This window comes from Neptunicoccus sediminis, from assembly GCF_001719615.1.
GTDB classification, from domain to species: domain Bacteria; phylum Pseudomonadota; class Alphaproteobacteria; order Rhodobacterales; family Rhodobacteraceae; genus Amylibacter; species Amylibacter sediminis.
In genome coordinates this window covers 357943-383916 of sequence record NZ_MDVX01000001.1, presented here as the reverse complement: position 1 = coordinate 383916, position 25974 = coordinate 357943, and the positions used below count along the sequence as shown (strand labels likewise).

Below are 25974 nucleotides of genomic sequence, written 5' to 3'. Positions count from 1 at the left end.
TTTATACATAAGGAACGCCCAAAATGGCCCCTAAAGTACTTGTCTCTGACAAACTCAGCCCAACAGCCGTGCAAATCTTCCGTGACAACGGCATCGAAGTGGATTTTGAACCGGATCTGGGTAAAGACAAAGTAGAACTGATGAAACGCATCGGGGAATACGACGGTCTTGCCATTCGTTCAGCCACCAAAGTCACCGAAAAAATCCTCGAAAACGCGACCAACCTGAAGGTGATCGGCCGTGCAGGTATCGGTGTGGACAATGTGGATCTGAACGCCGCTTCCCGCAAAGGTGTGATCGTGATGAACACACCTTTCGGTAACTCTATCACCACCGCAGAACACGCGATTGCGATGATGTTTGCTGTGGCCCGTCAAATCCCCGAAGCATCAGCTTCTACACATGCAGGCAAATGGGAAAAGTCCAAGTTTATGGGGGTCGAGCTGACCAACAAGACCCTTGGTCTGATCGGCTCCGGTAACATCGGTTCCATTGTCGCCAGCCGCGCACTGGGTCTGAAGATGAAGGTTGTGGCCTATGACCCCTTCCTGTCCGAAGAGCGTGCCGCCGAACTGGGCGTCAAAAAAGTAGAGCTGGACGAACTGCTGGCCCAAGCCGATTTTATCACGCTGCACGTTCCGAAAACCGAAAAAACCGCCGGAATGATCGACGCGGAAGCTATCGCAAAGATGAAGAAAGGCGTGCGCATTGTGAACTGTGCCCGTGGCGGTCTGGTGGACGAAGACGCGCTGGCCGAGGCGCTGAAGTCCGGCCATGTTGCGGGCGCCGCCTTTGACGTGTTCGCGGTAGAGCCTGCTACAGACAGTCCGCTGTTCAACCTGCCAAACGTGGTTGTCACCCCGCACCTTGGCGCAGCGACCAGCGAGGCGCAGGAAAACGTGGCAATTCAAGTGGCCGAACAGATTTCAGACTACCTGCTGAACGGTGCTGTCACCAACGCGATCAACATGCCGTCAATCACGGCGGAAGAAGCGCCGGTGCTGGGTCCGTTTGTGAAACTCGCCTCCCATCTGGGCGCTTTCATCGGTCAGATGACGGAAGAAGCCATTGAAAGCGTGAATATCCTTTACGATGGTAAAGTTGCGGAAATGAACACCAAAGCCCTATCCTCTGCGGCGATTGCAGGTGTGATGAAAGCGCAGAACCCTGATGTGAACATGGTGTCCGCCCCGGTTGTCGCGGCAGAGCGCGGCATCCAGTGTTCTACCACCACACAGGAAAAATCCGGTGTGTTTGACAGCTACATCAAGCTGACCGTGAAAACCGCAAAGAAAGAGCGTTCCATCGCAGGGACAGTCTTTTCTGACGGGAAACCGCGGTTCATCCAGATCAAAGGCATCAACATCGACGCCGAAGTGGGCCGTCACATGCTTTATACCACTAACGACGACATGCCGGGTATCATCGGGACGCTGGGTCAGACTATGGGCGAGAATGACGTGAACATCGCGAATTTCACACTGGGCCGTTCCGAAGCAGGTGCAAACGCGATTGCGCTGCTGTATCTGGACGCACAGCCGCCGGTTCCGGTTCTGGAGAAGCTGCGCAAGACAGGCATGTTCCAGCAGGTCAAGCCGCTGGAATTCGATGTAGAGTAAATCCCTGTTGTGATTGATTGAAAACCTGCGAGTGTCCTTGTGATGCCCGCAGGTTTTTTCATTTCCGGAGTCTGGTATCGGGGAACGGGTCTAGCGCGGCAATGGGTTCGTTGCCTTGTTATAGGGCGTCCAATCCTCCACATCGGGATAATACTTACGCCGCCACGCCCGCACTTTGGGATTCATGTAGCGCCGCCAGACCGGAGGCATCATCGCCATAATCGTCATGATCGGATAGCTGTAAGGCAGCTGCGGTGCCTCATCCGCGTCGTAGTTTTGCAGCAGCGGAAAACGGCGGCTGGGTTTATAGTGGTGGTCGGAATGGCGTTGCAGATTGATCAGCACATAATTCGTCAGGCGATGCGCCGCGTTCCATGAATGACGTGGCAGGACGTGTTCGTATTTGCCCTTTCCCAGATGACGGCGGGTCAGCCCGTAATGTTCCACATAATTCACCAGTTCCAACTGCCAGACCGCCACCAGCGCTTGCAGACAGAACATGCCAACGCCGGCCCATCCGCCAATCAGATAGGCCAGCAGCAGCCAGCCCAACTGCCATGCAGCATATTTCCAGAACGGATTACTGCGGTGAGAGGCCGGCAACCCCTTGCGCGCCAGCATTGCCTTTTCCGCCTTGAAAGCGGAGCGCAGGCAAGAAACCAGAACACGCCGAAAAAACCGGTGGAAACCTTCGTTGTACCGCGCTGTGACCGGATCGCGCGGCGTGCCCACATAGCGGTGATGCACCAGCAGATGTTCGCTGCGGAAATGACCATAGAGCACCATTGTCATCAGCATATCCCCCAAAAACCGCTCAAAGCGGGACTTTTGGTGCATCAGTTCATGGGCGTAGTTGATCCCGATGGTGCCGCTGGCAATACCGACGGTGGCCATAAAAATCCAGCTTTCCCGTGTACCGAGCCGGTCGCTATAGCTGACATAGGCCAGTGCGCCAAAGACCAGAACAGCCTGTAAAAAAGGCCAGATCAGGGTGATCAGCGTATACCAGCGCAGGTTTTCATCCGGTGTCTGCGGATCGGCATTTTCAGTGCGCAGCCCGCCGATGACATCCACCAGCGACATCACCCACCAGCCGAAAACAGGCGTCAGCGCCAGCCACCAGCCCCCCAGCCAGCCCGCCAGCGCGACGACTGGCAGATAGGCCAGCGACAACCAGAACGGCAGCGCGGACAGAAAATCGGATCGGACGGGGGCGCCTGACATGAATGCTCCGGTGTTTTTTTTCGCAATCTCGCACGAAACACGGGAACACACAATTCAAACGGTGGGAAAGGCTGGCCGCCCAAGTGGTGGCGGCCAACCCTGTAGCAGCGGATCGTCGGACGGGACCTAGCCCGCCGCTGTGATACCGGCATCTACCGCGTTCAGAATGGTGTCCACTTCGGCTTCGGTAATCACCAAACCCGGGGACAACAGGATATTTGCGCCCGAAACCCGCAGCATCGCGCCGTTTTTATAGGCAACCTTGGCAACTTTCGCGCCAAAGTCCGGTGCCATCTGTTTCTTGCTCTCGCGGTCGGAAACGAACTCGATCGCAGTCATCAAGCCGTGGCCCCCGCGCACGTCACCGATCACGCTGTGTTTTTCCTTCAGACGTTGCACGCCTTCAAACATCTGCGTCCCACGGGCGGCGGCGTTTTCCCGCACGTCCAGACGTTGCGTTTCTTTCAGACAGGCAATCGCAGCCGCCGCGCCGACCGGATGGGCGGAATAGGTGTAGCCGTGGCCGATAGATCCTTCGGGACCGGATTTCTCAAATACTTCGGCCATGCCTTCGGCAATCATGCAGGCCCCGAACGGGTAATAGCCGTTGGTAATCGCCTTGGCCGTACACATCATATCGGGCTGCACGCCCCAGTGGCGGGAACCGGACCAGTCGCCTGTGCGGCCAAAGGCGGTAATCACCTCATCCGCGATCATCAGGATACCGTGGCGGGAACAGATTTCGCGCATGCCGGGCATGAAGGATTCATGGGGAACCATGATACCACCGGCGCCAAGAACCGGTTCCATAATGAAGGCGGCAATTGTGTTTGCGCCCTCAAATGCGATCTCGTCTTCTGCGGCTTGCAGGATCAGTTGCGCCAGTTTCGCAGGATCGGTTTCATTGTAGGGGTTGCGGTAGGTATAGGGCGCCGGCAGGTGGCGGCAGCCCGGCAGCAGCGGTTCATAGGCAGTGCGGAAACGGTTGTTCCCGTTCACCGAAGCGCCGCCGAAATGGGTGCCGTGATAACCTTTTTTAAGGCTCAGGAATTTGGTGCGCTGGGTCTCGCCACGGATTTTGTGGTACTGACGGGCCAGACGCAGGCTGGTTTCAACGGAATCAGATCCACCGCTGGTGAAGAACGCACGCCCCATGCCTTCGGGTTGAAAGAACTCCCGTAGCATGTAGGACAGTTCAATCGCGGCATCATTCGACGTACCGGCAAAAGCGGAATAATAAGGAAGCTGCTCCAACTGCTTGGTGATCGCTTCTTTTACCGGATCGCAGGAATAGCCGAGGTTCACATTCCAAAGCCCGCCAACAGCATCAATGGTTTCATGTCCGTCGATGTCGGTGATTTTCACGCCCGAAGCGCCGGTGATAATCGCGGGTGGATTGTCCTGTTGTCCGCCCGGATGCGCCATCGGATGCCACATATGGCGAGCGTTGTTTTCTTTGAGGAAGTTTTCGTCTTTCATCTTTCCGGTCCTTCATGGAAGTGCCCGCACGGGGCGTCGGTTACGGGTCTGGCCTATTCGGCCGCGTCGAGTGCTGGCTGCCGCCGTGCACCGTAAATTCTGGAAATGGCTTGCGCGGAGTCGCGCAGGTGAAGGGCAATCGTGTCTCTGGCCTTGTCGTCAAACCGGGACAGCGGCGTTGCCACTGCGATTGATCCGCAGACGGCATCAAGATGGTTGAAAACCGGTGCGGCCATACCAACCACGTCATGATCAAAAGTCCCCAGCATCAGCGCAAAGCCCGATGCCTTTGCCTGCTCTACAAGCGTCATGACTGATTCGCGGGAAATGGGGGTGGTGTCGGTGTAGCGTCGGAAAGACTGGTCCAGAAGACTGTCAAGCCGCGCCGGTTCTACCGCGCTCAGATAGGCCACGCCCGAGGCTGTCGCGTGATAGGGCAGAATATCCGCAGGCTCGATATAGACCCTTGTGGCATTCAAAGAGGTCTCGACAATGGCGACATCACTTAACCCGGCTTTCTGATGATGGCTGAGATGGGCCGTCTCGCCGGTCTTTTGCACCAAATCCGACAGCACGTTTTTTACTGCGACTTCAACCGGATAGGTCAGATTTCGCACAGAAGCCAGACGGGTTACGGCCGGGCCGAGATGATAGGCTTTGCTCAGCGGATCCTGTTCCAGAAAACCTTGGGATTCCAGTGCGCTCAGATAGCGTTGCACCGTGGCTTTATCGCGGTTCAGCAGCCGCGCGGCCTCTGACAGACCCACTGAGGGACGGGCTGTGTGGAACAGGTCCAGTATCTCCAATGCCTTCTCAACTGTGCTCATCAGTCATCCCATCGTTGCAACTGCATCGTTTTTTGTTTGACACCGTTCCAGCTTTGAAGCAATCATTATTTCAACCGATGGATTGAATAGTGATCCACGGTCATGACTTGGAACACAAGACATCGGACAGGGAGTCCCATATGAAATATTTTCTTACCGCAGCAGCCACGGCTGCTCTGACGGCTGCCGCTTTTGGCACACCTGCACTGGCGGAATACCCCGAAAAGCCGGTTAACTTCATCGTGCCGTGGCCTCCGGGTGATCTGGAAGACGTTCTGACCCGCATGATCGCTGAAGATTTCCAAAAGGAATACGGCGTGGCAGCGGCTGTTGTGAACAAACCGGGCGGCGGCGGCGGCCCCTTTCCCGGTGCAATTGACGTGGCAACCGCCCCTGCGGACGGCTACACCATCGGCTCTTTCGTGATTGGCGTTCCGCTGATCGGTCATGAAATCGGCATCGACGAACTGACACCGGCAAAATTCGACCCGCTGGGTATTTTCCTGACCTATCCGTTTGTGCTGGCAACATCCGGTGACGCGCCGTTCAAAACGGTTGAGGAAATGGCCGAACATGCCAAGTCCAACGATCTGGCGCTGGGGCATTTCGGTGCGCCGCTGATCCCGACCAAAGTGTCGCTGGCCTATGCAAAAACAGCCGGTTTTGAATGGGGCTCCGAAGCCGCATTTGATGCGCTTGATTGCAACACGCTGGCCTCTGGCGATGCGGATGTCGTCAACACCACTTTGCAGCTGGTTCTGCCCTGTCTCGACAGCATCACCGTGCTGGCCACCATGACGGACGAGCGTATTCCACAAGTGTCTGACGCGCCAACCATGGGTGAAGTGAACGGCGACCTCGGGATTTCCCTGTGGAACGGTCTGTTTGTGACCAAAGACACCCCGCAGGACGTGCGCGAAAAGATCATTGCGGTTGCCAAGAAAACCATGATGTCCGAGCGCGCCCAGAAACTGGCCGCTGAAACCGGCGCTGCAGTTTACTGGCAGGATGCCGAAACATCCGCTGCGCGGATCGAAACAGACACCGGCAAACTGCAAACACTCAACGGTATGGTGGAATAAGCGTTCGCCAAACTGACACGGACCGGCCCCCGTTCGGGCCGGTCCTTTTGCACCTGACGGAGACAAACCGATGAGCGCCGAACCGAATAAAGCCAAACCCGGAGAGATGCTGTTTGTCGGATTGCTCTTCGTAGCCTCTGCCTTTCTGCTGAGCCAGATCGGGGAGCAGGCCAAATTTTCTGCCAAGGGGAAACTCTTTGCACAGCCCGCTTTCTGGCCCGGTGTGGGCGTGATTGGCATGGTGGGCTTCACTGGCCTGCATCTTTTAACCCACATGCGCCAGCGGGCCAAAGCCGGCCTTGGTAATGAGGTCGTGATCTGGCTGCGCGCGCTGGAGTTTGTCGGCTGGTTCATGGTCTATGTGGTGCTGGTCCCGCGTCTGGGCTATCTGCCGAGCACCGTTCTCTTCACCTTCCTCCTTGCTCTGCGCATGGGGTATCGCGGTCCGGCCATGCTGGGCTGGGCGGCTGCCTCCGGTGTGGCGATTGTGGTGATCTTCAAGACACTTCTCGGCGTGAAAATCCCCGGAGGCGCGCTCTATGAGTATCTGCCAGACGGATTGCGCAACTTTATGATTCTGAACTTCTGATATGGACCTGCTTCTCTCCAGCTTTGACATTCTCGCCCGCTGGGATGTCCTGATCGCCCTTGTCGTCGGCTCTGTCGGAGGCGTCATTATCGGCGCTATTCCCGGTGTGGGCGCTGCGGTGGCGATTGCCATCCTGCTTCCGGCGACCTTTTCGCTTGATCCTATCGTCGGCCTGACCGCGCTGTTGGGGATTTACGGCAGTTCCATGTATGGCGGCGCGATACCTGCCGTTCTGGTGAACACACCGGGCACTGCGGTCAACGCACTGACCACCTATGACGGCTATCCGATGACCCAACGGGGCGAGGGCCGCCGCGCCCTGTCGCTGGCCTATTCCGCCAGCTTTTTCGGCGGCGTCTTTGCAGTGGTCTGCCTGATCTTCCTGTCCCCCGTACTGGCCGCGATCGCCCCCCATTTCGGCAGCCGCGAGATTTTCCTCGCCTCGCTGCTCGGCATCATTCTGGTGGTGCTGGCCCATCGCGGGCAGATCCTGATTGCGGGTGCTTTGGCCTGTTTCGGCATCTGGCTGAACACCATCGGGCTAGAGCCGATCCAGTATTCCAAACGCTACACCTTCGGGCAAAGCTGGCTGTCCGGCGGCGTTGATCTGATCGTGGTCGTGCTGGGGCTATTCGCCATTTCCCAAGCCATCGTTCTGCTGGTGGACAAGAACCGCGCCCCACGCACCGGCACATTGTCCGGCGATCTGTTCCAAGGCTTTAAGGAACTGCTCCGCCACAAACGGGTGGCCAGTGTCAGTGCCTCTTTCGGGGTACTGATGGGGATGATCCCGGGTGTCGGGGAATTTACCGCGCAATTCATGTCCTACACCGCCGCCCGGCGCGGATCGAAAACGCCGGAGTTGTTTGGCAACGGCGCACCCGAAGGTTTGATCGCCTCCGAAGCGTCGAACAATGCCGTACCCGCCGCAGCGATGATACCGTTGCTGGCGCTTGGCATTCCGGGCGAGGCGCTGACGGCGATGATGCTGTCCGTGTTTTATGTGCATAATGTTGTGCCCGGTCCGCAGTTGTTCCAGAACCAGATGGATTTTGTCATCGCGCTATACATCGCGCTTCTGGTGCTGAACGTGATGGTGGTAATATTCCTGCTGTTTTCGACCAACCTGCTGCTGAAGATCATCCAGATTCCGACCCGCTTTTTGGGCATCATCATTCTGACCCTGTCTTTTGTCGGCGTATATTCCTTGCGCAATTCTACCATCGACTGCGCTATTGCTGCCGGTTTCGGTGTGTTCGGGTTCATCCTGAAACGGCTCAACCTGCCGATTGTGCCGATCATTCTGGGCATGGTTCTGGGCGGCATCATGGAGGCGAAACTGCGCACCTCGATGATGCGGGTCAAAACCCCGTTTGATATGATCGACCGTCCCATCGCCTTTATCCTGTTTCTTCTGATCCTCGTCGTGCTTGGCTCTCATGCCTGGCGCATGTGGAAGGATCGCAACTCCACGGAAAATCAATGACCACACAAACGCAAATTGACGCGCTGCGGCGTGAAACCCTAGCGCCGCAATCCCTGTTCATCGACAACGCGCCCGTGCAAGGGTCTGCCGAACCGATGGTTGTGACCTCTCCGATTGACGGTGCGCAACTGACCACGATTGCCAACGCCACTTCGGCCGAGGTGGATATGGCCGTGGCCTCTGCCCGCACGGCCTTTAACGACGGGCGCTGGTCCCGACTGGCCCCTGCTGCCCGCAAGAAGATCCTCTTTGCCGTGGCCGACGCGATTGAGGCCGATGCGCTGGCGCTGTCGGTGCTTGGCATCCGCGACAACGGCACGGAATTTGCCATGGCTTACAAGGCCGAGGCCGGTTCCGCCGCTGCAACCTTCCGCTATTACGCCGAGGCCATCGACAAGATACCGGGCGAAATTGCCCCAACCGCCCCCGGCACGCTGGGTCTGGTGCATTACGAACCTGTTGGCGTGGTCGGTGCGATCATCCCTTGGAACTTCCCGCTGATGATCGGCGCGTGGAAAATCGCCCCTGCTATTGCAGCGGGCAATTCCATCGTAGTGAAACCGGCTGAGACTGCATCCCTGTCGCTGCTGCGGCTGGCTGAAATCGCCGCGGGCGCCGGTCTGCCTGCGGGTGTGCTGAACGTCATCACCGGCGATGGCCGGATCGCGGGGGATGCGCTGGCACGGTCTATGGACGTGGATGTTCTGGCCTTTACCGGATCGGGGATGACGGGGCGCAAGCTGCTGGAGGCATCGGCCCAGTCGAACCTGAAACGGGTCTATCTGGAACTGGGCGGGAAATCCCCGAATGTGGTCTTTGCCGATGCGCCGGATCTCGACAAAGCGGCGGCAGTTTCCGCCGGCGGCATCTTTCGCAATGCAGGGCAGGTCTGTGTGGCCGCGTCCCGCCTGCTGGTCGAACGCAGCATCCGCGATGATTTTGTGGCCGCGCTGAAAACCCACGCCGAAGCCTTTAAGGTTGGTGATCCGCTGGACCTGAACACCCAGATTGGCGCGGTCAATTCGGAAACCCAACTGGCCGGAAACCTGCGCCTGACGCAAGCCGCAATCAACGAGGGCGCGGAATGCGTCACAGGCGGCAAGCGTATTCTTGAAGACACTGGCGGCAGCTATATGGCGCCAACTATCCTGTCCGGCGTAACCCCATCCAACACCGTGTTCCGCAAGGAAGTCTTCGGGCCGGTTCTGGCGGTAACGCCGTTTGAAACGGAAGAAGAAGCGGTACAGCTTGCCAATGACAGCGAACTTGGCCTCGCGGCTGGTGTCTGGACCGCCAATCTGTCCCGCGCCCATCGCATGATCGGGGCGATCAATGCGGGCGTTGTCCATGTGAACACCTACGGCGGGCCGGATAACACCGTGCCGCTGACAGGTCATAAACAATCGGGCAACGGTTCGGACAAATCACTTCACGCGCTGGATAAATACACCAACCTGAAAACGGCATGGATACAGTTATGAACCCGCTCAGCAAGTCTCTCCTCGCCCGCCGTGATGCCGTTCTTGGGCCCAACATGTCCACCTTTTACGAAGAGCCTGTTCATCTGGTGAAAGGGGAAGGCGTCTGGGTCTGGGACCATGACGGCAAGAAATACCTCGACTGTTACAACAATGTCCCCCATGTGGGCCATTGCCACCCTCATGTGGTCAAAGCCATGTGCGATCAGGCGGCGACACTGAATACCCACACCCGCTATCTGCACGAAGGTATTGTCGATTATGCGGAAAGGCTGACAGCGACCTTTGACGATCCGCTGAACACTGCGCTGCTGTGTTGCACGGGGTCAGAGGCCAACGATGTTGCCCTGCGCATGGCAGAGGCCGTCACTGGAAAAACGGGGATCATCGTCACCGATCACACCTACCACGGCAACACCACGGCAGTTTCGGCCCTATCCACTACCAACCCGTCGAAGTTCGGCAAATCGGGTCACATCCGACATGTACCGGCCCCTGACAGCTATCGTCCGCCCTCGGATGATCCGGCGGCGTATTTTGCCGAGCAGGTGCAGGCAAGGATTGTCGAACTGGAAGAGAGCGGCCACGGGTTTGCCGCCCTGCTGATCGACCCGTTCTTTGCCAATGAAGGTTTTCCCGATCTGCCCGTTGGTTTCCTTGATGCGACGCTGAAAGCTGTCCACGATGCCGGAGGACTCCTGATCGCGGATGAGGTCCAGCCCGGTTTCGGACGCACCGGAAGCCATATGTGGGGGCATCAGTATCAGGGGATTACGCCCGATGTTGTGACCCTTGGCAAACCAATGGGCAACGGCCATCCGGTGGCGGGTGTCGTGACAACATCTGCGATCATGCACAAATTCCGCACAGCCTTCCGCTATTTTAACACCTTTGGCGGCAATCCCGTGTCCTGCGCCACTGCAATGGCTGTGCTGGACGTGATCGAACAAGAGGGCCTGATGCAACAGGCGGCCGACGTGGGGGCCTATGCCAAAGCCAGGCTGCAAGAGCTTGCCGCCAAACACCCTGTCATTGGCGATGTGCGGGGGCGGGGCATGTTCTTTGGGGCGGAACTGGTGACAGATCGCGCCACCAAAGCGCCTGCGACAGAGTATCTGTTGCGGGTGATTGAGGAACTGCGCAAGTGCGGTGTGCTGCTGAACAAAATCGGCATCCATTACAACACGCTGAAGATCAGACCGAACCTGCAATTCACCCGCGAGAATGCGGATCTGCTGGTGGAAACGCTGGATCAGGTGCTGACGGATGTGCAGCCATGACAGAGACGCTTGCGCAACAGGCGATTGCCCGCTGGGATGTAAATGCCACCGCTGTCGAACTGGTGGCCGAGAGAGAAAACCGCGTCTACCGCGTGACGACGCCGGATGCGGTCTATGCGCTGCGCCATCACCGTGGTGGCTATCGCACAGACGCGGAGTTGCGCTCGGAACTGGCGTGGATGGACGCCCTTGACGGGGCCGGACTTTCGCTGTCCCGCCCGATTTCCGGCGCGGATGGTGCCCATCTACAAGTGTTAGAGGGCGCGCAATTCGATCTGCTGACATGGTTGCCCGGCCATCAGATGGGCGCCTATGGAACGCCGCTTGATCTGGATGATCCGGAGGGCACGTTTTACAGGCTCGGTCAGGCAATGGCGCGGATGCATGGGGCTTCTGATGCGTGGACACCGCCACAGGGGTTCACCCGTCCGGCCTGGGATGCCGAAGGTCTGATCGGTGAGACGCCGCTCTGGGGGCGGTTCTGGGAAAATCCGACCCTGACGGCAGAGCAAAAAGCGCTGCTTGAGCGCTTTCGCGCGAAGGCTGCAACTGCACTGGCGGAGGGGCAGCATGATTTCGGTCTGATCCACGCCGACCTGCTGCGCGAGAATATCCTGATCGACGGGAACGACCTGCATCTGATCGACTTTGACGATAGCGGTCACGGCTTCCGGCTGTTTGAACTGGCCACAACGATTTTCCGCATCCGCGAGGAAGGAAATGCGGAGACATTGCAAGCGGCATTGATCGATGGCTACCAGTCCGAACGCGCTATCAACATCACCCATCTGCCCCTGTTTATCGCGTTGCGCGCCTGTACCTATGTGGGCTGGATCGTGACGCGGATGGAGCTTCAAAACGCACAGGAACGCAACAGGCAGCACATCAATAAGGCGACCCAAGTGGTTGCAAACTGGCTAAATTCGGGAGGCACCCATGTCTGACAAGACTATTCTGATCGTCGGCACCTATGACACGAAAGACGACGAGTTGAACTATATGGCAGAACGGATCACCGCGATGGGAGGCGGTGTTCTGACGATGGATGTCAGCGTTTTGGGCGACCCGTCAGTGCCTTGCGACCACTCCAAACACGCCGTGGCCGAAGCCGCTGGAAGCTCTATCAAGGCAGCGATTGACTCTGGCGATGAAAACACTGCCATGCAGATTATGGCGCGTGGCGCCTCGCAGCTTGCAGCGCAGCTTTACCGTGACGGCGCCTTTGACGGTGTGGTTATTCTGGGCGGCACCATGGGCACCGATCTGGCGCTCGATGTTTGTCAGGCCCTGCCAATGGGCGTGCCGAAATATGTTGTGTCCACGGTCTCTTTTTCCCCGATCATCCCGCCGGAACGCCTGTCTGCGGACATCCAGATGATCCTTTGGGCGGGCGGCCTCTACGGATTGAACTCTGTCTGCAAGGCCTCCCTGTCACAAGCTGCCGGTGCCGTGCTGGGCGCAGCACGCGCGGTAGAGCCATCCGCCACGGACCGACCCATTGTCGGGATGACCTCGCTTGGGTCGTCCTGTCTGAAATACATGAAATTGCTGAAACCCGCTTTGGAACAACGGGGCTACGAGGTTGCCATTTTCCACGCCACCGGCATGGGCGGCATGGCCTTTGAATCCCTTGCCGCGCAGGGGCGGTTCTGCTGTGTCATGGACTTTGGCTTGTCGGAACTCGGCAATCTCATCGCCGGATCTGTGGTCAGCAGCGGCAACCAGCGGATGTTGAACGCAGGGCGCAGCGGCATCCCGCAGATCGTGGCCCCCGGCTGTTTCGATCTGGTGGATTTCGCAGGCTGGCAGGACATCCCCGAAAACTATCGCGACCGCCCCTTCCACGAGCATAACCGCCTGATCAAATCATCCGCTTTCAACGCCGAGGAACGCCGCGAATCCGCCCGCGAGGTGGCAAAGCGTCTGGCGCAGGCCAAAGCGCCAACCCATTTTATCATGCCTCTACAAGGGGTTGAGGAGTGGGATAAGGAAGGCGATGTGGCCCATGATCCCGAAGGGCTGGCCGCGTTTACCGACGAAGCCCGCAAGGTCATGACTGATCCGATCGCATATTCCGAGGTGGATGCCCATATCAATGATCAGGCGTTTGCCGATAAAGCGTTGGAAATCTTTGACGCATGGGTGGCCGACGGGACGATCCGCAAAGGCTGAAGTCCCGCAAGGGGTTAGCGACAGAGATCCCATGCCTTGCGCATGACGGTGGGCAGATCGGCAGGGGAAAACCGGTCACGGGGCAGAAAACTGCCACTGTCCGGATCGCCGCTGACGTCTTGGGCAAAGCGGACCTGAAGGCGCAGGTGGAAATGGGTGAAGGTGTGGCGCACCTCGCCCCTGTCCTGCCAGTCCGCAGCAAGGGGCGGCTCTGCGTCATGGGGTGCCTCTTGCCACGTGCTGCCGGGCCAGCCCAGCATTCCGCCCAGTAGCCCCTTGTCGGGACGGCGTTCCAGCAGCACTGCGCCATCTGTGCGCTCTGCCACATAGGCGATGCCGAGCCGGATCGGTTTCGCGGCCTTCGGTGTCTTGCGCGGCAGGCTGGCCGCATCGCCCGCCAGACGCGCAGCGCAGCCTGACATCCACGGGCAAATACCGCAGGCCGGGGAGCGCGGCGTACAAATCGTCGCCCCCAGATCCATTACCGCCTGCGCGTAGTCCCCACAGCGGCGGTCCGGTGTCAGACCGTCTGCAAGGCTGCGAAGAGTCTCTTTGGAGGCAGGCAAAGGGTCTAAAACCCTGTAATAACGGGCCATAACCCGCTCTACATTTCCATCAAGGACCACCGCGCGGCGGTCAAAGGCAATGGCTGAAACGGCGGCGGCTGTGTAGGGGCCGATACCCGGCAGCTTTAACAGTTCCTCGTAAGTATTGGGAAAAACGCCATCATAATCCTGCGCTACCACGCGGGCACATTTCAGCAGGTTGCGGGCGCGGGCATAATAGCCCAGCCCCGCCCAAGCCGCCATAATATCACCGTCCTGAGCCCCTGCCAGATCACCCACCGTCGGCCAGCGGCTGACAAATTTGCGGAAATAATCCTTCACAGCAGCCACGGTTGTCTGCTGCAACATCACCTCTGACAACCAGATGTGATAGGGGTCGGGCCGCACGCCGTCCTGCCGCGCAGCGGGGCCGACACGCCACGGCATTTCGCGGGCATGAATATCGTACCAGTCCAGCAATTCTGCCGCCTGCTGTGTCAACTTCTCACACAAGTTTTATCACCTCTTTACCACCAATTCGCTGGCATCCGCCCTTTGCCTGCGTAAGATAACGTGAATCAAAGGTTAAGACAGCCATGGCCGCCATGAAATCGAAGAATTCCCCGCCCAAGCCCGCGTTTACGCGGCGCAAGGCCCGTGGTTTTCTGCAAACCGGCGGTATCCTTGGCACCCAAATCCGCAAGGCTTCGGAAAAGCGGGGGTTCTCGGAGACCCGTCTGCTGACCCATTGGGCGGAAATCGCCGGAGAGTCTGTTGCGCGGATCGCCCGCCCTGTGAAAGTCGGCTATACCCGTCAGGGCATGGGGGCAACCCTGACCCTGCTGACAACCGGTGCCAATGCGCCGATGGTGCAGATGCAATTGCCCCAGATCAAGGATCGCGTGAACGCCACCTACGGCTATGCCGCGATCAGCCGCATCCACATTACCCAGACCTCCCCGACCGGCTTTGCCGACAAACAGGCGGATTTCCACCACGACCGCCCCGAAAAACCGCCCCTGAGCGCCGAAAAGAAAGAGGTGCTTGCCCGGACCGTATCTGACGTGTCAGACGGTGGGTTAAAAGCGGCCCTTGCCGCGCTGGGTGAAAACATCCTGAAAAAACAAAAATCCTAATCCAAGAGGTTCCCGTTATGATTACCCGCCGCACAGCACTGGCCACTCTGGCCGCGACCACCCTGCCCGGCAGTTTCACCTTCGCACAGGAAGAAACCCTGACCGTTCCGGATATGCGCCTTGGCAACGAGCTGGCCAAAGTTACGGTGACAGAATACGCCTCTTTCACCTGCCCCCATTGCGCCAGTTTCCATGCCAACACTTATCCGCAGCTGAAAGCGAATTACATCGACACGGATAAGATCAATTTCGTCTACCGCGAAGTCTATTTTGACCGTTTCGGCCTATGGGGTGCGATGATTGCCCGCTGCGATCCGGCGAAATTCTTTGGCATCGCGGATATGCTCTACAAACGTCAGGCCGAGTGGTCCCGCGCTGGCGAGCCTGCTGCAATCGTTGGTGAAATGCGCAAGATCGGCAAAATTGCCGGTCTGTCTGACGAACAACTGGACGCATGTCTGAACGATCAGAAAATGGCCGAAGCCATGGTCGCCCGCTTTCAGGAAACCTCGACAGCGGATGAAGTGAACTCCACGCCGACGCTGCTTGTGAACGGCACCAAATACGGCAACCTGCCCTATAGCGAACTGGCCGAGATCATCGACGCAGAGCTTGGCAGCTGATTCATGACAAATACACCTTTGCACGGCCTGAGGGTCGTCGAACTCGCCCGTATTCTGGCCGGTCCCTGGGCTGGTCAGACGCTTGCCGATCTGGGGGCGGAGGTCGTCAAAATCGAAGCGCCGGACGGCGATGACACCCGCAAATGGGGTCCGCCCTTTATTGATCGGGGTGATGATGTGGCCGCCGGTTATTTTCACGCCTGCAATCGCGGCAAGAAATCGGTTGTGGTGGATTTTCGCACCCCCGAAGGCAAGGCGGACCTGCTGGGCCTGATTTCTGAAGCCGATGTGTTGATCGAGAACTTCAAGGTTGGCGGGCTGGCGAAATACGGGCTGGACTACGACAGTCTGAAAGAGGCCAACCCCCGTCTGGTCTATTGTTCGGTCACAGGCTTCGGGCAGACCGGACCCTATGCCCCCCGCGCCGGTTATGACTTTCTGATGCAGGGCATGTCGGGCCTGATGTCCATTACCGGCGAACCCGGTGGCGAACCGCAGAAATGCGGTGTGGCGATTACCGACCTGTTCACAGGGCTTTATTCCGTGATCGCCATTCAGGCCGCACTGGCCCACCGTGAAAGAACCGGCAAAGGGCAGCATATTGATATGTCCCTGCTGGACGTGGCCGCGGCAGTGACGGCAAATCAGGCGTGGAACTATCTGGCCACCGGAAATCCGCCGGGATTATCGGGCAACGCCCATCCGAATATTGTACCCTATCAGGTGCTGCCCACATCCGACGGGCATGTGATTATTGCCTGTGGCAACGACGGCCAGTACCGCCGCTTTTGCGATATTCTCAACCGTCCCGATCTGGCGAGCCATGCCGATTACATCACCAATCCGCTGCGGGTGAAACACCGCGACGTTTTGGTGCCCATTCTGCAAGAGGAAACCCGCAAACATACCAAAGCCGCGTTGCTGGCCGCCTGTGATGCCAATACGGTTCCGGCTGGCCCGATCAACGACATGAAAGAGCTGTTTGAGGACCCCCATGTGCAGGCGCGTGGCATGAAGATCGAACTGGACGGGCTGCCCGGTGTACGCTCTCCGATGCGGTTCTCGGGTTCTGATCTGGCCACCAAGGATGCGGCCCCCAAGCTTGGCGCGCATACGGAAGAACTGCTCGGAAAAAAACCGGCCTGAACGCCTATTTATAGGCAGGCATCTGCGCCGAGGAGGTCAAAACTTCGGCGCGGACATAACCTGCGATCCGGTCCGTCCCGTCCAACGACACCGCGTGCCAGTCCTTGATGGATTTTAATACAATCGGGTTATAGGCCAGCGTCAGAGATTGCACGACTTTCGCGGTTTCATCGGGTTTTTCATAGACCGCTGCCTTACGGCGGCTTGAAAAATAGAACTGGTCCTTTAACAAAAACGCCGTTCCGAAATCCGCAGGTTTCCCGACAGACGTGCGGGAGAAGTCTCCGAAATCCGGTGCGACCGGATTGATCACATTCCCGTCCACCTGATTTTTTCCGAACCAAAGATGGTGGGAAAACTGGAACAGGTTCCACCGCTCCTGATTGTAGAACTGCCGTGTGCCGGGCCAGCCCCGCGACAGGGCAAGCCATGTCAGATCCGTCAGCCCCGTATCGAGCAACCGCCCGAGCACCAACCCCGAGCCATAAGCCCCCACACGGTAGCGGTTGCCGTTTTGCTGGAACACGCGGCGCACGGATTCGAAATAGGCCATAACACCGGCCAGTTGCGCAGCGCCGTTCCAACTTCCGTCTACGCCGAAATAGATGGCAGAGCCTGCGGGTTGGCCGATCGTGTTCTGTGCGTAATCGAGCGCATGTTCCGCATCCGCCTGCCCGCGCTCTGGCGTGATGCTTTCCAGCTTGTCGTTGTTGTACTGAAAGACCGCGCCGATGTTGATGCCTGCATCCCATAGCGCCTCGGCTTCGTGACGGCGCAGAACCTTATGGGGCAGGTTGCGTTCGGGCTGGTCTTTATAGGCGTAATAGCGGAACACAGTGCGCACCTTGCGCGCCACCAGCATTTCCATCATTCCCTTGCGCCGTGTCATGTCAAAAGCGGCGTCAATCACGGCGGTCGGGATGAAAGCAGGCAGAACCTCGGCCCGTCCGGTAGCAGGGCAGACAAGCCCAGCGCCTGTGAGTGCCATCATCTGCCGCCGTGTCAGGTCCATATCATCCCTCTGATAACGGCTCTAACACAGCGCGCAGCGGTTCGGGCCAAGGCACCGCATGTTTCTTGATGAAATCCACACAGACAAGGGTAATCCGCGCACTCAGACGCTGTTCGGCCCCGCACAGCGCCTCTATCGTCAGGTCAAGACTGCGCCGTCCGAGCCGTGCAACACGCAGTTGGAAATCCAGACGGTCCTCCAGCCGCGACACATCGGTAAAGTCGGTTTCAATATGCACCGTCGGCACCGAGGTTTTCAAATCTTCGTGCATCCGGTGGAACGACCAGCCTGCGGTCTGTTCAAAAAATTCCTCTACCGTCAGGTTCAACATCTCGAAATAGCGGGGATAAAAGACAATCCCCGCCGGATCGCAATGCTGGAACCGGACCACTTGCGTGGTGGTATGAACCGGATCAGCCATTGCCCTGTTCCGCCGCCCGTGCAGCAAACATCGGACCGCCCCGCCAGCGCGGGAAGCCGTAGCCGTTGATCATCACCACGTCGATAGCCTCGGGGCTGGCGGCAATGCCCTCGTCCAGAATCGCCTTACCTTCGGACACCATCGCACCAAGGATGCGGTCCATGATTTCCTCTGCGGTAAAGTCGCGCTGCTCAACCCCGTTTTTCGCCGCTTCTTCGGCAATGATCTCTGCAACCAGCGGATCAGCTTCCCCCCTGCGGCTGCCTTCGGGATAATTGAACCAGCCCGCACCGGTTTTCTGCCCGAAACGGCCCAACTCGCACAGACGATCTGCGATGGACACGTATCTCTCCTTAGGATCGCGGGTCGGGGCGCGGCGTTTGCGGGCGGCCCAGCCGATGTCCAGCCCTGCCATATCCTGCATCGCGAAAATGCCCATCGGGAAACCATAGGCTTTCATCGCGCTGTCCACTTCCTGCGGTGTGGCGCCATCCTCAACCATATAGTCACACTCCCGCCGGTAGGCTGACAGGATGCGATTGCCGATAAACCCGTCACAAACCCCCGCAGGCACAGAGATCTTGCCCAACTGTTGCCCCAGCGCGAAACCTGTTGCCAGCACATCATCCGCGACCTGATCAGGGCGCACGATTTCCAGCAGTTTCATCACATGGGCGGGAGAGAAGAAATGCAGCCCCAACACGCGGGAGGGATCGGTCACGCTGGCGGCGATCTCGTTCACATCCAGATAAGAGGTATTGGTGGCCAGCACCGCTTCAGGCCGTGTGGCTGCATCCAGTGCGGCAAACACCTGTTTCTTGACCTCCATATCCTCAAACACCGCTTCGATCACCAGATCGGCCTGCGCCAGAGAGTCGTATTCAACCGAACCGATGAACCCTTTGAGCAAACTATCCCGCTTGTCCGGTGAAATCAGCCCCCGCTGCACACTGGCCATCAGCGTATCGGCAACGCGGTTCTGACCGATAGACAGCGCGTCAGCATCCCGCTCGATCATTGTGACGTGCAGGCCGGACAGCAGCAGCGCCACGGCAATACCTGCCCCCATCGTGCCACCGCCAATCACCCCCACATGGGACAGCGAACGGGGCGCAACGCCGCGCAGTTCCGGCAGCTTGCCAACGGAGCGTTCCGCAAAGAACACATGACGCAAGGCCGCCGATTGCGGGTCAGCCATCAGGTCTGAAAATACCTGCCGCTCCACCGCCAGCGCCGCTGTTCCGTCCAGACGCACGGATTCTCCGATAGCATCCACGGCGCGGATCACAGAATTCTGCCCCCGTGCCTTGGAAACCAGCTTGCCCGCTATGTCACGCCAGCTTTCCTCATCCGGTGTATCCACCGGCGCACGGTTCACGAGGGCTTCGGGCAAGGGATCGCTGGCGATTTCACGGGCAAAGGCGATAGCATCAGCACGCAGATCTCCGTCGGATTTCCGGTCGGCCAGCCCGATTTGCACCGCATCCTGTGCGCGAACCGGACGCCCCGTTGCCACCATTTCCGCCGCGCGGGCGACCGGCACCACGCGGGGCAGACGTACAGTCCCGCCCGCCCCCGGAATAAGGCCCAGATGCACCTCGGGAAGACCCAGTTTCGCGCGGGCATCCACGATCCGGTAATGACAGCCCAGCGCTACTTCGAGACCACCGCCAAGCGCTGTGCCGTGAATCGCTGCGACCCAGGGTTTGCGGGCGGCTTCAATCGCCAGAACAACATCGGGCAGGTTCGGGTCCTGCATCGGCTTGCCAAATTCCTTGATCTCGGCCCCGGCCATAAAGGTTCGACCAGCCGCAATCAGAACCACCGCCTGCACCGCATCATCTGCATCGGTCTGCGCCACCGCGTCCGCCAGCCCCTGACGGACCCCGTGGTCCAAAGCATTCACCGGAGGATTGTCTACCGTGATGACGGCAATACCGTCGGTCGTTTCCATTGTTACTGCCGTCATCGTCTTGTTTCCTCAGCTTATTTCGTCAATCCGTCAGCCGGTCCCGGCCTAGACCACCGCATCCAGCGCCGTTCGCAGCTTTGCGACCGCGCCGTCCACATCGTGCAGTTTATCCAGACCAAACAACCCCAAACGGAAGGATTTGTAATCCGCAGGCTCGTCACACATCAACGGCACACCGGCTGCGATCTGCATCCCTTGGGCCGCAAACTTGCTGCCATTCTGGATGTCGGGATCATCGGTGTAGCTGACCACCACACCCGGCGCTCCGAACCCGTCCGCCGCCACACTGGTAAAGCCCTTTTCCGCCAGCAGTTTCCGCACCGCTGCACCAAGTTCCAATTGCTCGGCGCAGACCTTGTCAAACCCGTAGTTTTTGGTTTCCAGCATGGTATCGCGAAACGACCGCAGCGCATCGGTGGGCATGGTGGCGTGATAGGCATGCCCGCCGTTTTCATAGGCTTGCATGATGGAATACCACTTGCCCAGATCACAGGCAAAAGAACTGCTTTGCGTCTCGCCAATTTTGGCCAGCGCCCGTTCGCTCATCATGACCAGACCGGCGGAGGGCGATGCAGACCAGCCCTTTTGCGGGGCGGAGATCAGAATATCGACGCCGGTTTTCTGCATATCCACCCAGACACAGCCCGATGCAATGCAATCCAGAACAAACAACCCGCCATAGGCGTGAACCGCCTCGGCCACCGCGGTGATATAGTCATCCGGCAGAATCATCCCGCTGGAGGTTTCCACATGAGGGGCAAAAACCACATCGGGCTGATCCTCGGCAATTTTCGCCACCACTTCGCTGATTGGTGCCGGGGCAAAGGGCGATGCGGTTTCATTGGCCACCGGACTGGCCTTCATCACAGTTTCGCTGGCCGGAATGCCGCCTGCCTCAAAGATTTGGGTCCAACGGTAGGAGAACCAGCCGTTACGGATCACCAACGCCTTTTTACCGGCAGCGAACTGGCGGGCTACAGCCTCCATCCCGTAGGTGCCGCCCCCCGGAACAATGGCGACACCGTCCGCCTTGTAGACCTCTTTCAACATACCGGAAATATCCAGCATAACCTGCTGGAACGCCTTGCTCATATGGTTAAGAGACCTATCGGTGAACACCACCGAAAATTCCATCAAACCATCCGGGTCAACTGCACTGTTCATCACGTCATCCTTTTGCAAACAGGTTTGCGCCGTAGGCTACGCAGCGCAGATCAAAGCGCAAGCCGATTATGGTGCCAAACCACGCTCCGCACCCCTTATAACAGGTTTTCACCGCGCCAGCGATCCAAGCCCGAACACGCCGGCTTCTTCTGGCTAGAAATATCCATTTTCCACGCCCTCCGACACCGCGAAACGGCCTAGTTGCGCGCCACAACAGGTTCCAGCATCGCGCCCAGACGCTCCGGTTCCTCAACTGACAGACGCACGGGGAGGGTGACAACCTTATGGCGAAAGGTGCGGGGCAGACGCACAGCGTCTTTTTCGGTTGTCACCATTTGCGCACCCAGACTCTCGGCCTCGCTCTCCATCCGCTTGAGCAGCGTATCCGACAGGGTCTCGTGATCCCCGAACGACCGTGTTGCCACAACTGTGGCACCGCTTGCCCGCAAGGTTTCAAAGAATTTCTCAGGCCGGCCAATTCCGGCAAAGGCAAAGGCCCGCAGATCCTGCCAGAGCATTCCGGTTTCAAGCGGCTTCAACTCGGCCCGCAACAGAGGCACGCCGCGAAGATCGGGCCATGCTGTTGCAAAGGCCTTCTGTGCCTCTGGCGGGCCGATGGACAGGACCATATCCGCCTGTGCCAACCCGCTTTCAAGGGTCTGGCGCAAGGGTCCGGCGGGCAGCACCCGCCCGTTGCCAAAGCCCACGGCAGCATCCACAACCGTGATGGTGAAATCCTTGACCAGATCGGGATTTTGCATCCCGTCATCCAGAATGATCACATCCGCCCCTGCGGCAACAGCAGCATTCGCACCCTCTGCGCGGTCCTTGGCGACCCAGCACGGACCGAATGCGGCCAGCAACAGGGGCTCGTCGCCCACATCGCTGGCGGTATGATTCACCTCATCCACCCGCAGCGGCCCGACCGCCTGCCCGCCGTAACCTTTAGAGACCACATGGGGGCGCATCCCCATCTCGGCCAGCAAGCCCATCAGGGCAATCACAGTCGGGGTTTTACCTGTGCCGCCAATGTTGATATTTCCAACGCAAATCACCGGCACCGGCACCCGCAGGTGGCGCCCCTTGGCGTGACGCCGCGCAGCGCCAAACCGCCAGAGCGCAGAAAGCGGTGCCAGCACATATGGCCAAAATCCGGGTGCGGACTGTGGCGCAGTCCAGAAGGCGGGCGGCTTCATAGGGGCGCCCCCATCGGGATCATATCCCAAAGAACCTCAACCAGTTCATCCGTCGCATCGGCCCCTTCCGAACAGACATGCCAGCCTGCATGGGCCATTTCAGCAGCACGGTCCGGTACGATTAACTCGCTTACGGCCTCTGCGAGGGACGGAACAGAGTTGACCTCGATCGCGGCACCAGCCTGTTGCAATCGCAGGTAAATATCGGCGTAATTGTCCACATGGGGCCCGTGGATGATGGCAGAACCCAACCCTGCGGCCTCTAGCGGTGTATGGCCGCCCCGCTCTACCAGTGAGCCACCCAGAAAACACACGGCAGCCAGTTGGTACCACAGGCCCAGCCCGTCCAGCCCCCGCGCGATGATCACATCGGTGCGGGGGGGCAGATCGTCAAGATCGTCGCTGCAGCGCCAGACAATGCCGGACGTGTCACAAGCAGATTGAACGGCAGGCACATCGTCCGGACTGGCCGGCACTATGATCAGCAGCAGGCGGTGGGTCATCCGCATCGCCTGACTATGCGCTTCGAGCACCTGACTGATCTCTGCCTGCGCCACTTTCGCCGCCAGCCAGACAGGGCGGCCGTCCAATTGCCGCGACAGCCGCGCACGGCGGGCTTCGTCGTGCGGCAATGCGAGCGTTTCTTCACACAAGCGGCCCATGACGCTGGCCTCTGCGCCGAACCCGCGCACCGCTTTGGCAGTGGCTTCGTCAGCGGTCAAGATGGTTTCAAAACTGTGCAATGCGGATCGGGAAACCCGTGACATCCAGCGAAACTGCGGACCGCTGCCCCCGACATTCCCCAAATCCGCCAGTACCGAAGGGATACCCCGTCTGGTGCTGGCCGTGTTCAGGACAGGCATCAGCAGGTCATCCGTCCAAAGGCACAGGTCCGGTTGCCAGTGATCCAGAAACCGTTCCACCGCCGCCAGCTTATCCAGAGGCGCGTATTGGTGCAGGGTGCGGGCAGGCATCCGCATGGCGAACACATAATCCTGAATCCGCATCTGTGTTGTCACCAGAAAGGTGATCTCGGGCATTTGCGCATGGATCTGGCCGATCACCCCGATCAGGTTTAACGCGCCTTGCATATCATGGGTGTGACACCAGATCAGCACGCCGTCTGGACGGACGAGATCGGTTTTACCCTGCCGTTCATGGGCGCGGCTGGCATCTTCGTGGCCCCGGGCAACGCGGCGGGCCAGTTCGTGCTGCATCAGCGGTTCGGTGATGCGCGCGGCACTTCGGATCAGGGTCTCACCAAGGCTCTTGCTGGACATAAGCGGCTCCGCCGGAAATTTGAATAACGCTGTGCCAGAGGCGCAGACGAAAGAACGGGTGCAGGTCTGGTCTGAATTTAAGGGCTGGCAGCGGCGCTTGCAATCACCCTGTGCCATCCATGCGGCTGTGCTATCCGGTCACATGGGCCAGCAGGCTGTCCCTGATGCGCGGGGCGCAGGCAATCATTCCGGCAGTTTTGGCCCCGCGGGAGTTATACACCGGCACCTGCCCTTTGGTGTCAAAAACACTTGCGCCGGCTTCGGTGCAGATCAGATCGCCGGCGGCCACATCCCATTCCCATGCTGGGCGAAACGTGATCATCGCATCGAACCGGCCATTGGCCACCAGCGACAAACGATATGCCAGCGAAGAGCGGAAATTCCGGCGCAGCGGCGGCACCCCGCCCGGCCAGTAGGACGGCTCCATCATCGGCTTGGCCACCAGAGCCTCAGCCTGATCGAGTGTCGCAACGCGGCTCGGCGCAATCGGTTCACCGTTTAAGGTCGCGCCGCAGCCAAGCGCGGCAGCGAACGTCAGGGTTTTGGCGGGCATATGCACTACGGCCGCTGTCACCACACCGTTTTTAGCGATTGCAAGGGAATGGGCGAAATTCTCATGGCCCGCGATAAAGCTGCGGGTGCCGTCGATCGGGTCGATGATAAACGTGCGCTCGCAGTCCAGCCTTTCGGGATCGTCGGGGCTTTCCTCGGACAGCCAGCCGTAATCGGGCCGCGCGGCCTGAAGACGGTACTCGAGCATGCGGTTTACCTCCAGATCGGCCACAGAAACCGGCCCTTGCTCACCGGGCTTGTCCCAGTGTTCTGGGTCTTGCTGAAAATGTTTGAGGGCAATGTCGCCTGCCTCTTCAGCCACGTCCAGAAGCAGGTCGAGATCACGCACCGGCAATGGTCAGCCCCTCAACCAGAAGGCTTGGGACAACACGGCTGAGATGGGCACGTCCGTCATTGGCCGGCGTGATATTCATCAGCATTTCCCGCAAGTTACCTGCCACAGTGCATTCATTGACAGGGCCGGTGATTTCCCCGTTTTCCACCCAGAAACCCGAAGCCCCGCGCGAATAATCCCCTGTATTCGGATTAATGGTAGACCCGATCATCGAGGTAATTATCAACCCCGTTCCCATCTGCGCAATCAGGTCTTCGCGGCTGTTTGTGCCCGGTGTCAGCGCCAGATTTCCCAAAGAGGGCGAGGGCGGGGTTGAAACGCCACGACTGGCGTTGCCCGTGCTCTCCATGCCGAGTTTGCGCGCTGTGGCAAGATCCAGCGTCCAGCCTTGCAGGATACCGTCCTTGACCAGTGCGCGTTCCTGTACCGGCAGACCCTCGCCGTCAAACGGGCGGCTGCCCGCCACGCGGGGACGGTGGGGGTTTTCGATCAGGGACAGGCTGGCAGGCAGAACCTGTTCGCCCAGTGCATCCTTAAGAAAGCTGGCCCCGCGCACGATGGCCGCGCCATTAATCGCGCCGACCAGATGCCCGATCAAAGAGGCCGCGATCCGTTCGTCAAACAAAACCGGATAGGCGCCGGTTGGCGGGCGGGTCGAACCGGCGCGGGCGGCGGCCCGCTCTCCGGCAATCCGGCCAATGCTGCGCGGGTCCGGCAAATCGGCGTAATGGCTGCGGGCCTCTCCGTTGTAGTCTCGCTCCATCGACAGGCCCTGACCGGAAATCGCCACACAAGAGGTGGAATAGGCGCCACGGCGATAGCCGCCGGAAAATCCGTTGCTGGCGGCCAGATGCAAAGAGGTTTCGCTATAGCCGGAGCTGGCACCCTGCACCTGATCCACGCCGGAGACCTCCAGCGCGGCGGCTTCTGCCTCAAGTGCGAGTTGTTCCAGATCCGCTGGGTTTGGCGCGGCACGATCGTCATAAAGCTCCAGCGCGGCCACATCCCAACCGCTGGCCAGTTGGTCCGGTCTTGCCAGTCCGCAGGTGGGATCGTCGGGGGCTTCACGGGCCATAGCCACGGCCCGTTCCGCCATCGTGGCGATGCTGGCTGCGCTGTCATCGGAAATGGACACACACGCCTGTTTCGCACCGCAAATCACCCGCAACCCCAGATCCACCCCCTCAGAGCGTTCCGCATGTTCCAAAGCGCCTGACCGCACCTCGATTGAAATGGAGGTCCCGTCCATCACCAGCGTATCCGCGCTATCCGCCCCTGCGCGTTTCGCGGCGTCCAATACCCGTTGCGCCAAATCCGACAATCTGCCTGTCATGCC

At 59.1% G+C, this 25974-nt stretch carries 23 protein-coding genes; 11 read left to right on the top strand and 12 right to left on the bottom strand.

Annotation, left to right across the window (positions count from 1 at the left end):
* The first annotated feature begins 23 nt into the window (after window positions 1-23).
* Entirely contained in the window at window positions 24-1619 is a 1596-nt protein-coding gene (serA, locus tag BFV97_RS01830) for a phosphoglycerate dehydrogenase (RefSeq protein WP_069298600.1), read from the top strand.
* 90 nt (window positions 1620-1709) lie between these two features.
* Here the strand turns inward: serA and BFV97_RS01825 are convergent, their stop codons facing one another.
* The 3 genes from BFV97_RS01825 to BFV97_RS01815 all read right to left on the bottom strand — a co-directional run bounded on the left by BFV97_RS01825 (window position 1710) and on the right by BFV97_RS01815 (window position 5149).
* Window positions 1710-2843, bottom strand: coding sequence for an alkane 1-monooxygenase (locus BFV97_RS01825; RefSeq protein ID WP_069298599.1), 1134 nt, complete (start codon window positions 2841-2843; stop codon window positions 1710-1712).
* 126 nt (window positions 2844-2969) lie between these two features.
* A complete protein-coding gene (locus tag BFV97_RS01820; RefSeq protein ID WP_069298598.1) occupies window positions 2970-4322 on the bottom strand; it encodes an aminotransferase class III-fold pyridoxal phosphate-dependent enzyme in 1353 nt (450 codons plus the stop codon).
* 53 nt (window positions 4323-4375) lie between these two features.
* Window positions 4376-5149 (bottom strand): IclR family transcriptional regulator, encoded by a 774-nt coding sequence (locus BFV97_RS01815; protein ID WP_069298597.1) that lies wholly within the window; start codon window positions 5147-5149, stop codon window positions 4376-4378.
* Between the two features lie 140 nt (window positions 5150-5289).
* Between BFV97_RS01815 and BFV97_RS01810 the strand changes: the two genes are divergently transcribed.
* From BFV97_RS01810 to BFV97_RS01780, 7 genes are all read left to right on the top strand, one after another.
* Window positions 5290-6231 (top strand): tripartite tricarboxylate transporter substrate-binding protein, encoded by a 942-nt coding sequence (locus BFV97_RS01810; protein WP_083225455.1) that lies wholly within the window; start codon window positions 5290-5292, stop codon window positions 6229-6231.
* 70 nt (window positions 6232-6301) lie between these two features.
* Window positions 6302-6820, top strand: coding sequence for a tripartite tricarboxylate transporter TctB family protein (locus BFV97_RS01805; protein WP_069298596.1), 519 nt, complete (start codon window positions 6302-6304; stop codon window positions 6818-6820).
* Between the two features lies 1 nt (window position 6821).
* Window positions 6822-8306 (top strand): tripartite tricarboxylate transporter permease, encoded by a 1485-nt coding sequence (locus BFV97_RS01800; RefSeq protein ID WP_069298595.1) that lies wholly within the window; start codon window positions 6822-6824, stop codon window positions 8304-8306.
* Complete coding sequence (locus tag BFV97_RS01795) at window positions 8303-9787, top strand: aldehyde dehydrogenase family protein (protein WP_069298594.1); 1485 nt, start codon at window positions 8303-8305, stop codon at window positions 9785-9787. Before BFV97_RS01800 ends, BFV97_RS01795 begins: the two co-directional genes overlap by 4 nt.
* Window positions 9784-11064 (top strand): aspartate aminotransferase family protein, encoded by a 1281-nt coding sequence (locus tag BFV97_RS01790; protein WP_069298593.1) that lies wholly within the window; start codon window positions 9784-9786, stop codon window positions 11062-11064. The genes BFV97_RS01795 and BFV97_RS01790 overlap by 4 nt, the downstream gene beginning before the upstream one ends.
* Window positions 11061-12008, top strand: coding sequence for a phosphotransferase enzyme family protein (locus tag BFV97_RS01785; protein ID WP_069298592.1), 948 nt, complete (start codon window positions 11061-11063; stop codon window positions 12006-12008). Before BFV97_RS01790 ends, BFV97_RS01785 begins: the two co-directional genes overlap by 4 nt.
* Window positions 12001-13236 carry a Tm-1-like ATP-binding domain-containing protein gene (locus tag BFV97_RS01780; protein WP_069298591.1) on the top strand — a complete coding sequence of 412 codons (1236 nt, stop codon included), beginning with the start codon at window positions 12001-12003 and terminating at the stop codon, window positions 13234-13236. Before BFV97_RS01785 ends, BFV97_RS01780 begins: the two co-directional genes overlap by 8 nt.
* A 14-nt stretch (window positions 13237-13250) precedes the next feature.
* Here the strand turns inward: BFV97_RS01780 and BFV97_RS01775 are convergent, their stop codons facing one another.
* Window positions 13251-14228, bottom strand: coding sequence for an A/G-specific adenine glycosylase (locus tag BFV97_RS01775; protein ID WP_083225492.1), 978 nt, complete (start codon window positions 14226-14228; stop codon window positions 13251-13253).
* A gap of 149 nt (window positions 14229-14377) precedes the next feature.
* Here BFV97_RS01775 and BFV97_RS01770 point away from each other — a divergent pair, with 149 nt between their 5' ends.
* The 3 genes from BFV97_RS01770 to BFV97_RS01760 are packed head-to-tail and all read left to right on the top strand — an operon-like array spanning window position 14378 to window position 16686.
* Window positions 14378-14917, top strand: a complete 540-nt coding sequence (locus BFV97_RS01770) for a DUF721 domain-containing protein (protein WP_069298589.1) — start codon at window positions 14378-14380, stop codon at window positions 14915-14917.
* A gap of 17 nt (window positions 14918-14934) precedes the next feature.
* The gene (locus tag BFV97_RS01765) at window positions 14935-15540 is read left to right on the top strand and encodes a DsbA family protein (RefSeq protein ID WP_069298588.1); all 606 of its coding nucleotides are present in this window, start codon (window positions 14935-14937) and stop codon (window positions 15538-15540) included.
* A 3-nt stretch (window positions 15541-15543) separates the two neighbouring features.
* Window positions 15544-16686, top strand: a complete 1143-nt coding sequence (locus BFV97_RS01760) for a CaiB/BaiF CoA transferase family protein (RefSeq protein ID WP_069298587.1) — start codon at window positions 15544-15546, stop codon at window positions 16684-16686.
* 4 nt (window positions 16687-16690) lie between these two features.
* Here the strand turns inward: BFV97_RS01760 and BFV97_RS01755 are convergent, their stop codons facing one another.
* The 8 genes from BFV97_RS01755 to BFV97_RS01720 all read right to left on the bottom strand — a co-directional run bounded on the left by BFV97_RS01755 (window position 16691) and on the right by BFV97_RS01720 (window position 25971).
* Window positions 16691-17677: a glycoside hydrolase domain-containing protein gene (locus BFV97_RS01755; RefSeq protein WP_157888252.1), complete on the bottom strand. Its 987-nt coding sequence runs from the start codon at window positions 17675-17677 to the stop codon at window positions 16691-16693.
* 22 nt (window positions 17678-17699) lie between these two features.
* On the bottom strand, window positions 17700-18119 hold the full coding sequence (locus tag BFV97_RS01750; RefSeq protein WP_069298585.1) for an acyl-CoA thioesterase: 420 nt from the start codon (window positions 18117-18119) through the stop codon (window positions 17700-17702).
* A complete protein-coding gene (locus BFV97_RS01745) occupies window positions 18112-20088 on the bottom strand; it encodes a 3-hydroxyacyl-CoA dehydrogenase NAD-binding domain-containing protein (RefSeq protein ID WP_069298584.1) in 1977 nt (658 codons plus the stop codon). The genes BFV97_RS01750 and BFV97_RS01745 overlap by 8 nt, the downstream gene beginning before the upstream one ends.
* Before the next feature lie 48 nt (window positions 20089-20136).
* A complete protein-coding gene (locus BFV97_RS01740; RefSeq protein ID WP_069298583.1) occupies window positions 20137-21255 on the bottom strand; it encodes an aminotransferase class V-fold PLP-dependent enzyme in 1119 nt (372 codons plus the stop codon).
* A 197-nt stretch (window positions 21256-21452) separates the two neighbouring features.
* On the bottom strand, window positions 21453-22451 hold the full coding sequence (lpxK, locus tag BFV97_RS01735) for a tetraacyldisaccharide 4'-kinase (RefSeq protein WP_069298582.1): 999 nt from the start codon (window positions 22449-22451) through the stop codon (window positions 21453-21455).
* Window positions 22448-23731, bottom strand: coding sequence for a 3-deoxy-D-manno-octulosonic acid transferase (locus BFV97_RS01730; protein WP_069298581.1), 1284 nt, complete (start codon window positions 23729-23731; stop codon window positions 22448-22450). Before BFV97_RS01730 ends, lpxK begins: the two co-directional genes overlap by 4 nt.
* Before the next feature lie 130 nt (window positions 23732-23861).
* Window positions 23862-24632, bottom strand: coding sequence for a 3'(2'),5'-bisphosphate nucleotidase CysQ (locus tag BFV97_RS01725; protein WP_342672140.1), 771 nt, complete (start codon window positions 24630-24632; stop codon window positions 23862-23864).
* On the bottom strand, window positions 24625-25971 hold the full coding sequence (locus BFV97_RS01720) for a TldD/PmbA family protein (RefSeq protein WP_069299034.1): 1347 nt from the start codon (window positions 25969-25971) through the stop codon (window positions 24625-24627). Before BFV97_RS01720 ends, BFV97_RS01725 begins: the two co-directional genes overlap by 8 nt.
* Between the last annotated feature and the right edge of the window lie 3 nt (window positions 25972-25974).

Coding starts and splice junctions, on each gene's coding strand:
- BFV97_RS01755 (WP_157888252.1), bottom strand. CDS start 17,677: ATGATGGCACTCACAGGCGCTGGGCTTGTCTGCCCTGCTACCGGACGG.
- BFV97_RS01750 (WP_069298585.1), bottom strand. CDS start 18,119: ATGGCTGATCCGGTTCATACCACCACGCAAGTGGTCCGGTTCCAGCAT.
- BFV97_RS01770 (WP_069298589.1), top strand. CDS start 14,378: ATGGCCGCCATGAAATCGAAGAATTCCCCGCCCAAGCCCGCGTTTACG.
- BFV97_RS01785 (WP_069298592.1), top strand. CDS start 11,061: ATGACAGAGACGCTTGCGCAACAGGCGATTGCCCGCTGGGATGTAAAT.
- BFV97_RS01720 (WP_069299034.1), bottom strand. CDS start 25,971: ATGACAGGCAGATTGTCGGATTTGGCGCAACGGGTATTGGACGCCGCG.
- BFV97_RS01780 (WP_069298591.1), top strand. CDS start 12,001: ATGTCTGACAAGACTATTCTGATCGTCGGCACCTATGACACGAAAGAC.
- BFV97_RS01765 (WP_069298588.1), top strand. CDS start 14,935: ATGATTACCCGCCGCACAGCACTGGCCACTCTGGCCGCGACCACCCTG.
- BFV97_RS01775 (WP_083225492.1), bottom strand. CDS start 14,228: ATGCCGTGGCGTGTCGGCCCCGCTGCGCGGCAGGACGGCGTGCGGCCC.
- BFV97_RS01805 (WP_069298596.1), top strand. CDS start 6,302: ATGAGCGCCGAACCGAATAAAGCCAAACCCGGAGAGATGCTGTTTGTC.
- BFV97_RS01745 (WP_069298584.1), bottom strand. CDS start 20,088: ATGACGGCAGTAACAATGGAAACGACCGACGGTATTGCCGTCATCACG.
- BFV97_RS01815 (WP_069298597.1), bottom strand. CDS start 5,149: ATGAGCACAGTTGAGAAGGCATTGGAGATACTGGACCTGTTCCACACA.
- BFV97_RS01825 (WP_069298599.1), bottom strand. CDS start 2,843: ATGTCAGGCGCCCCCGTCCGATCCGATTTTCTGTCCGCGCTGCCGTTC.
- BFV97_RS01760 (WP_069298587.1), top strand. CDS start 15,544: ATGACAAATACACCTTTGCACGGCCTGAGGGTCGTCGAACTCGCCCGT.
- lpxK (WP_069298582.1), bottom strand. CDS start 22,451: ATGAAGCCGCCCGCCTTCTGGACTGCGCCACAGTCCGCACCCGGATTT.
- BFV97_RS01795 (WP_069298594.1), top strand. CDS start 8,303: ATGACCACACAAACGCAAATTGACGCGCTGCGGCGTGAAACCCTAGCG.
- BFV97_RS01820 (WP_069298598.1), bottom strand. CDS start 4,322: ATGAAAGACGAAAACTTCCTCAAAGAAAACAACGCTCGCCATATGTGG.
- BFV97_RS01740 (WP_069298583.1), bottom strand. CDS start 21,255: ATGAACAGTGCAGTTGACCCGGATGGTTTGATGGAATTTTCGGTGGTG.
- BFV97_RS01730 (WP_069298581.1), bottom strand. CDS start 23,731: ATGTCCAGCAAGAGCCTTGGTGAGACCCTGATCCGAAGTGCCGCGCGC.
- BFV97_RS01800 (WP_069298595.1), top strand. CDS start 6,822: ATGGACCTGCTTCTCTCCAGCTTTGACATTCTCGCCCGCTGGGATGTC.
- BFV97_RS01810 (WP_083225455.1), top strand. CDS start 5,290: ATGAAATATTTTCTTACCGCAGCAGCCACGGCTGCTCTGACGGCTGCC.
- serA (WP_069298600.1), top strand. CDS start 24: ATGGCCCCTAAAGTACTTGTCTCTGACAAACTCAGCCCAACAGCCGTG.
- BFV97_RS01790 (WP_069298593.1), top strand. CDS start 9,784: ATGAACCCGCTCAGCAAGTCTCTCCTCGCCCGCCGTGATGCCGTTCTT.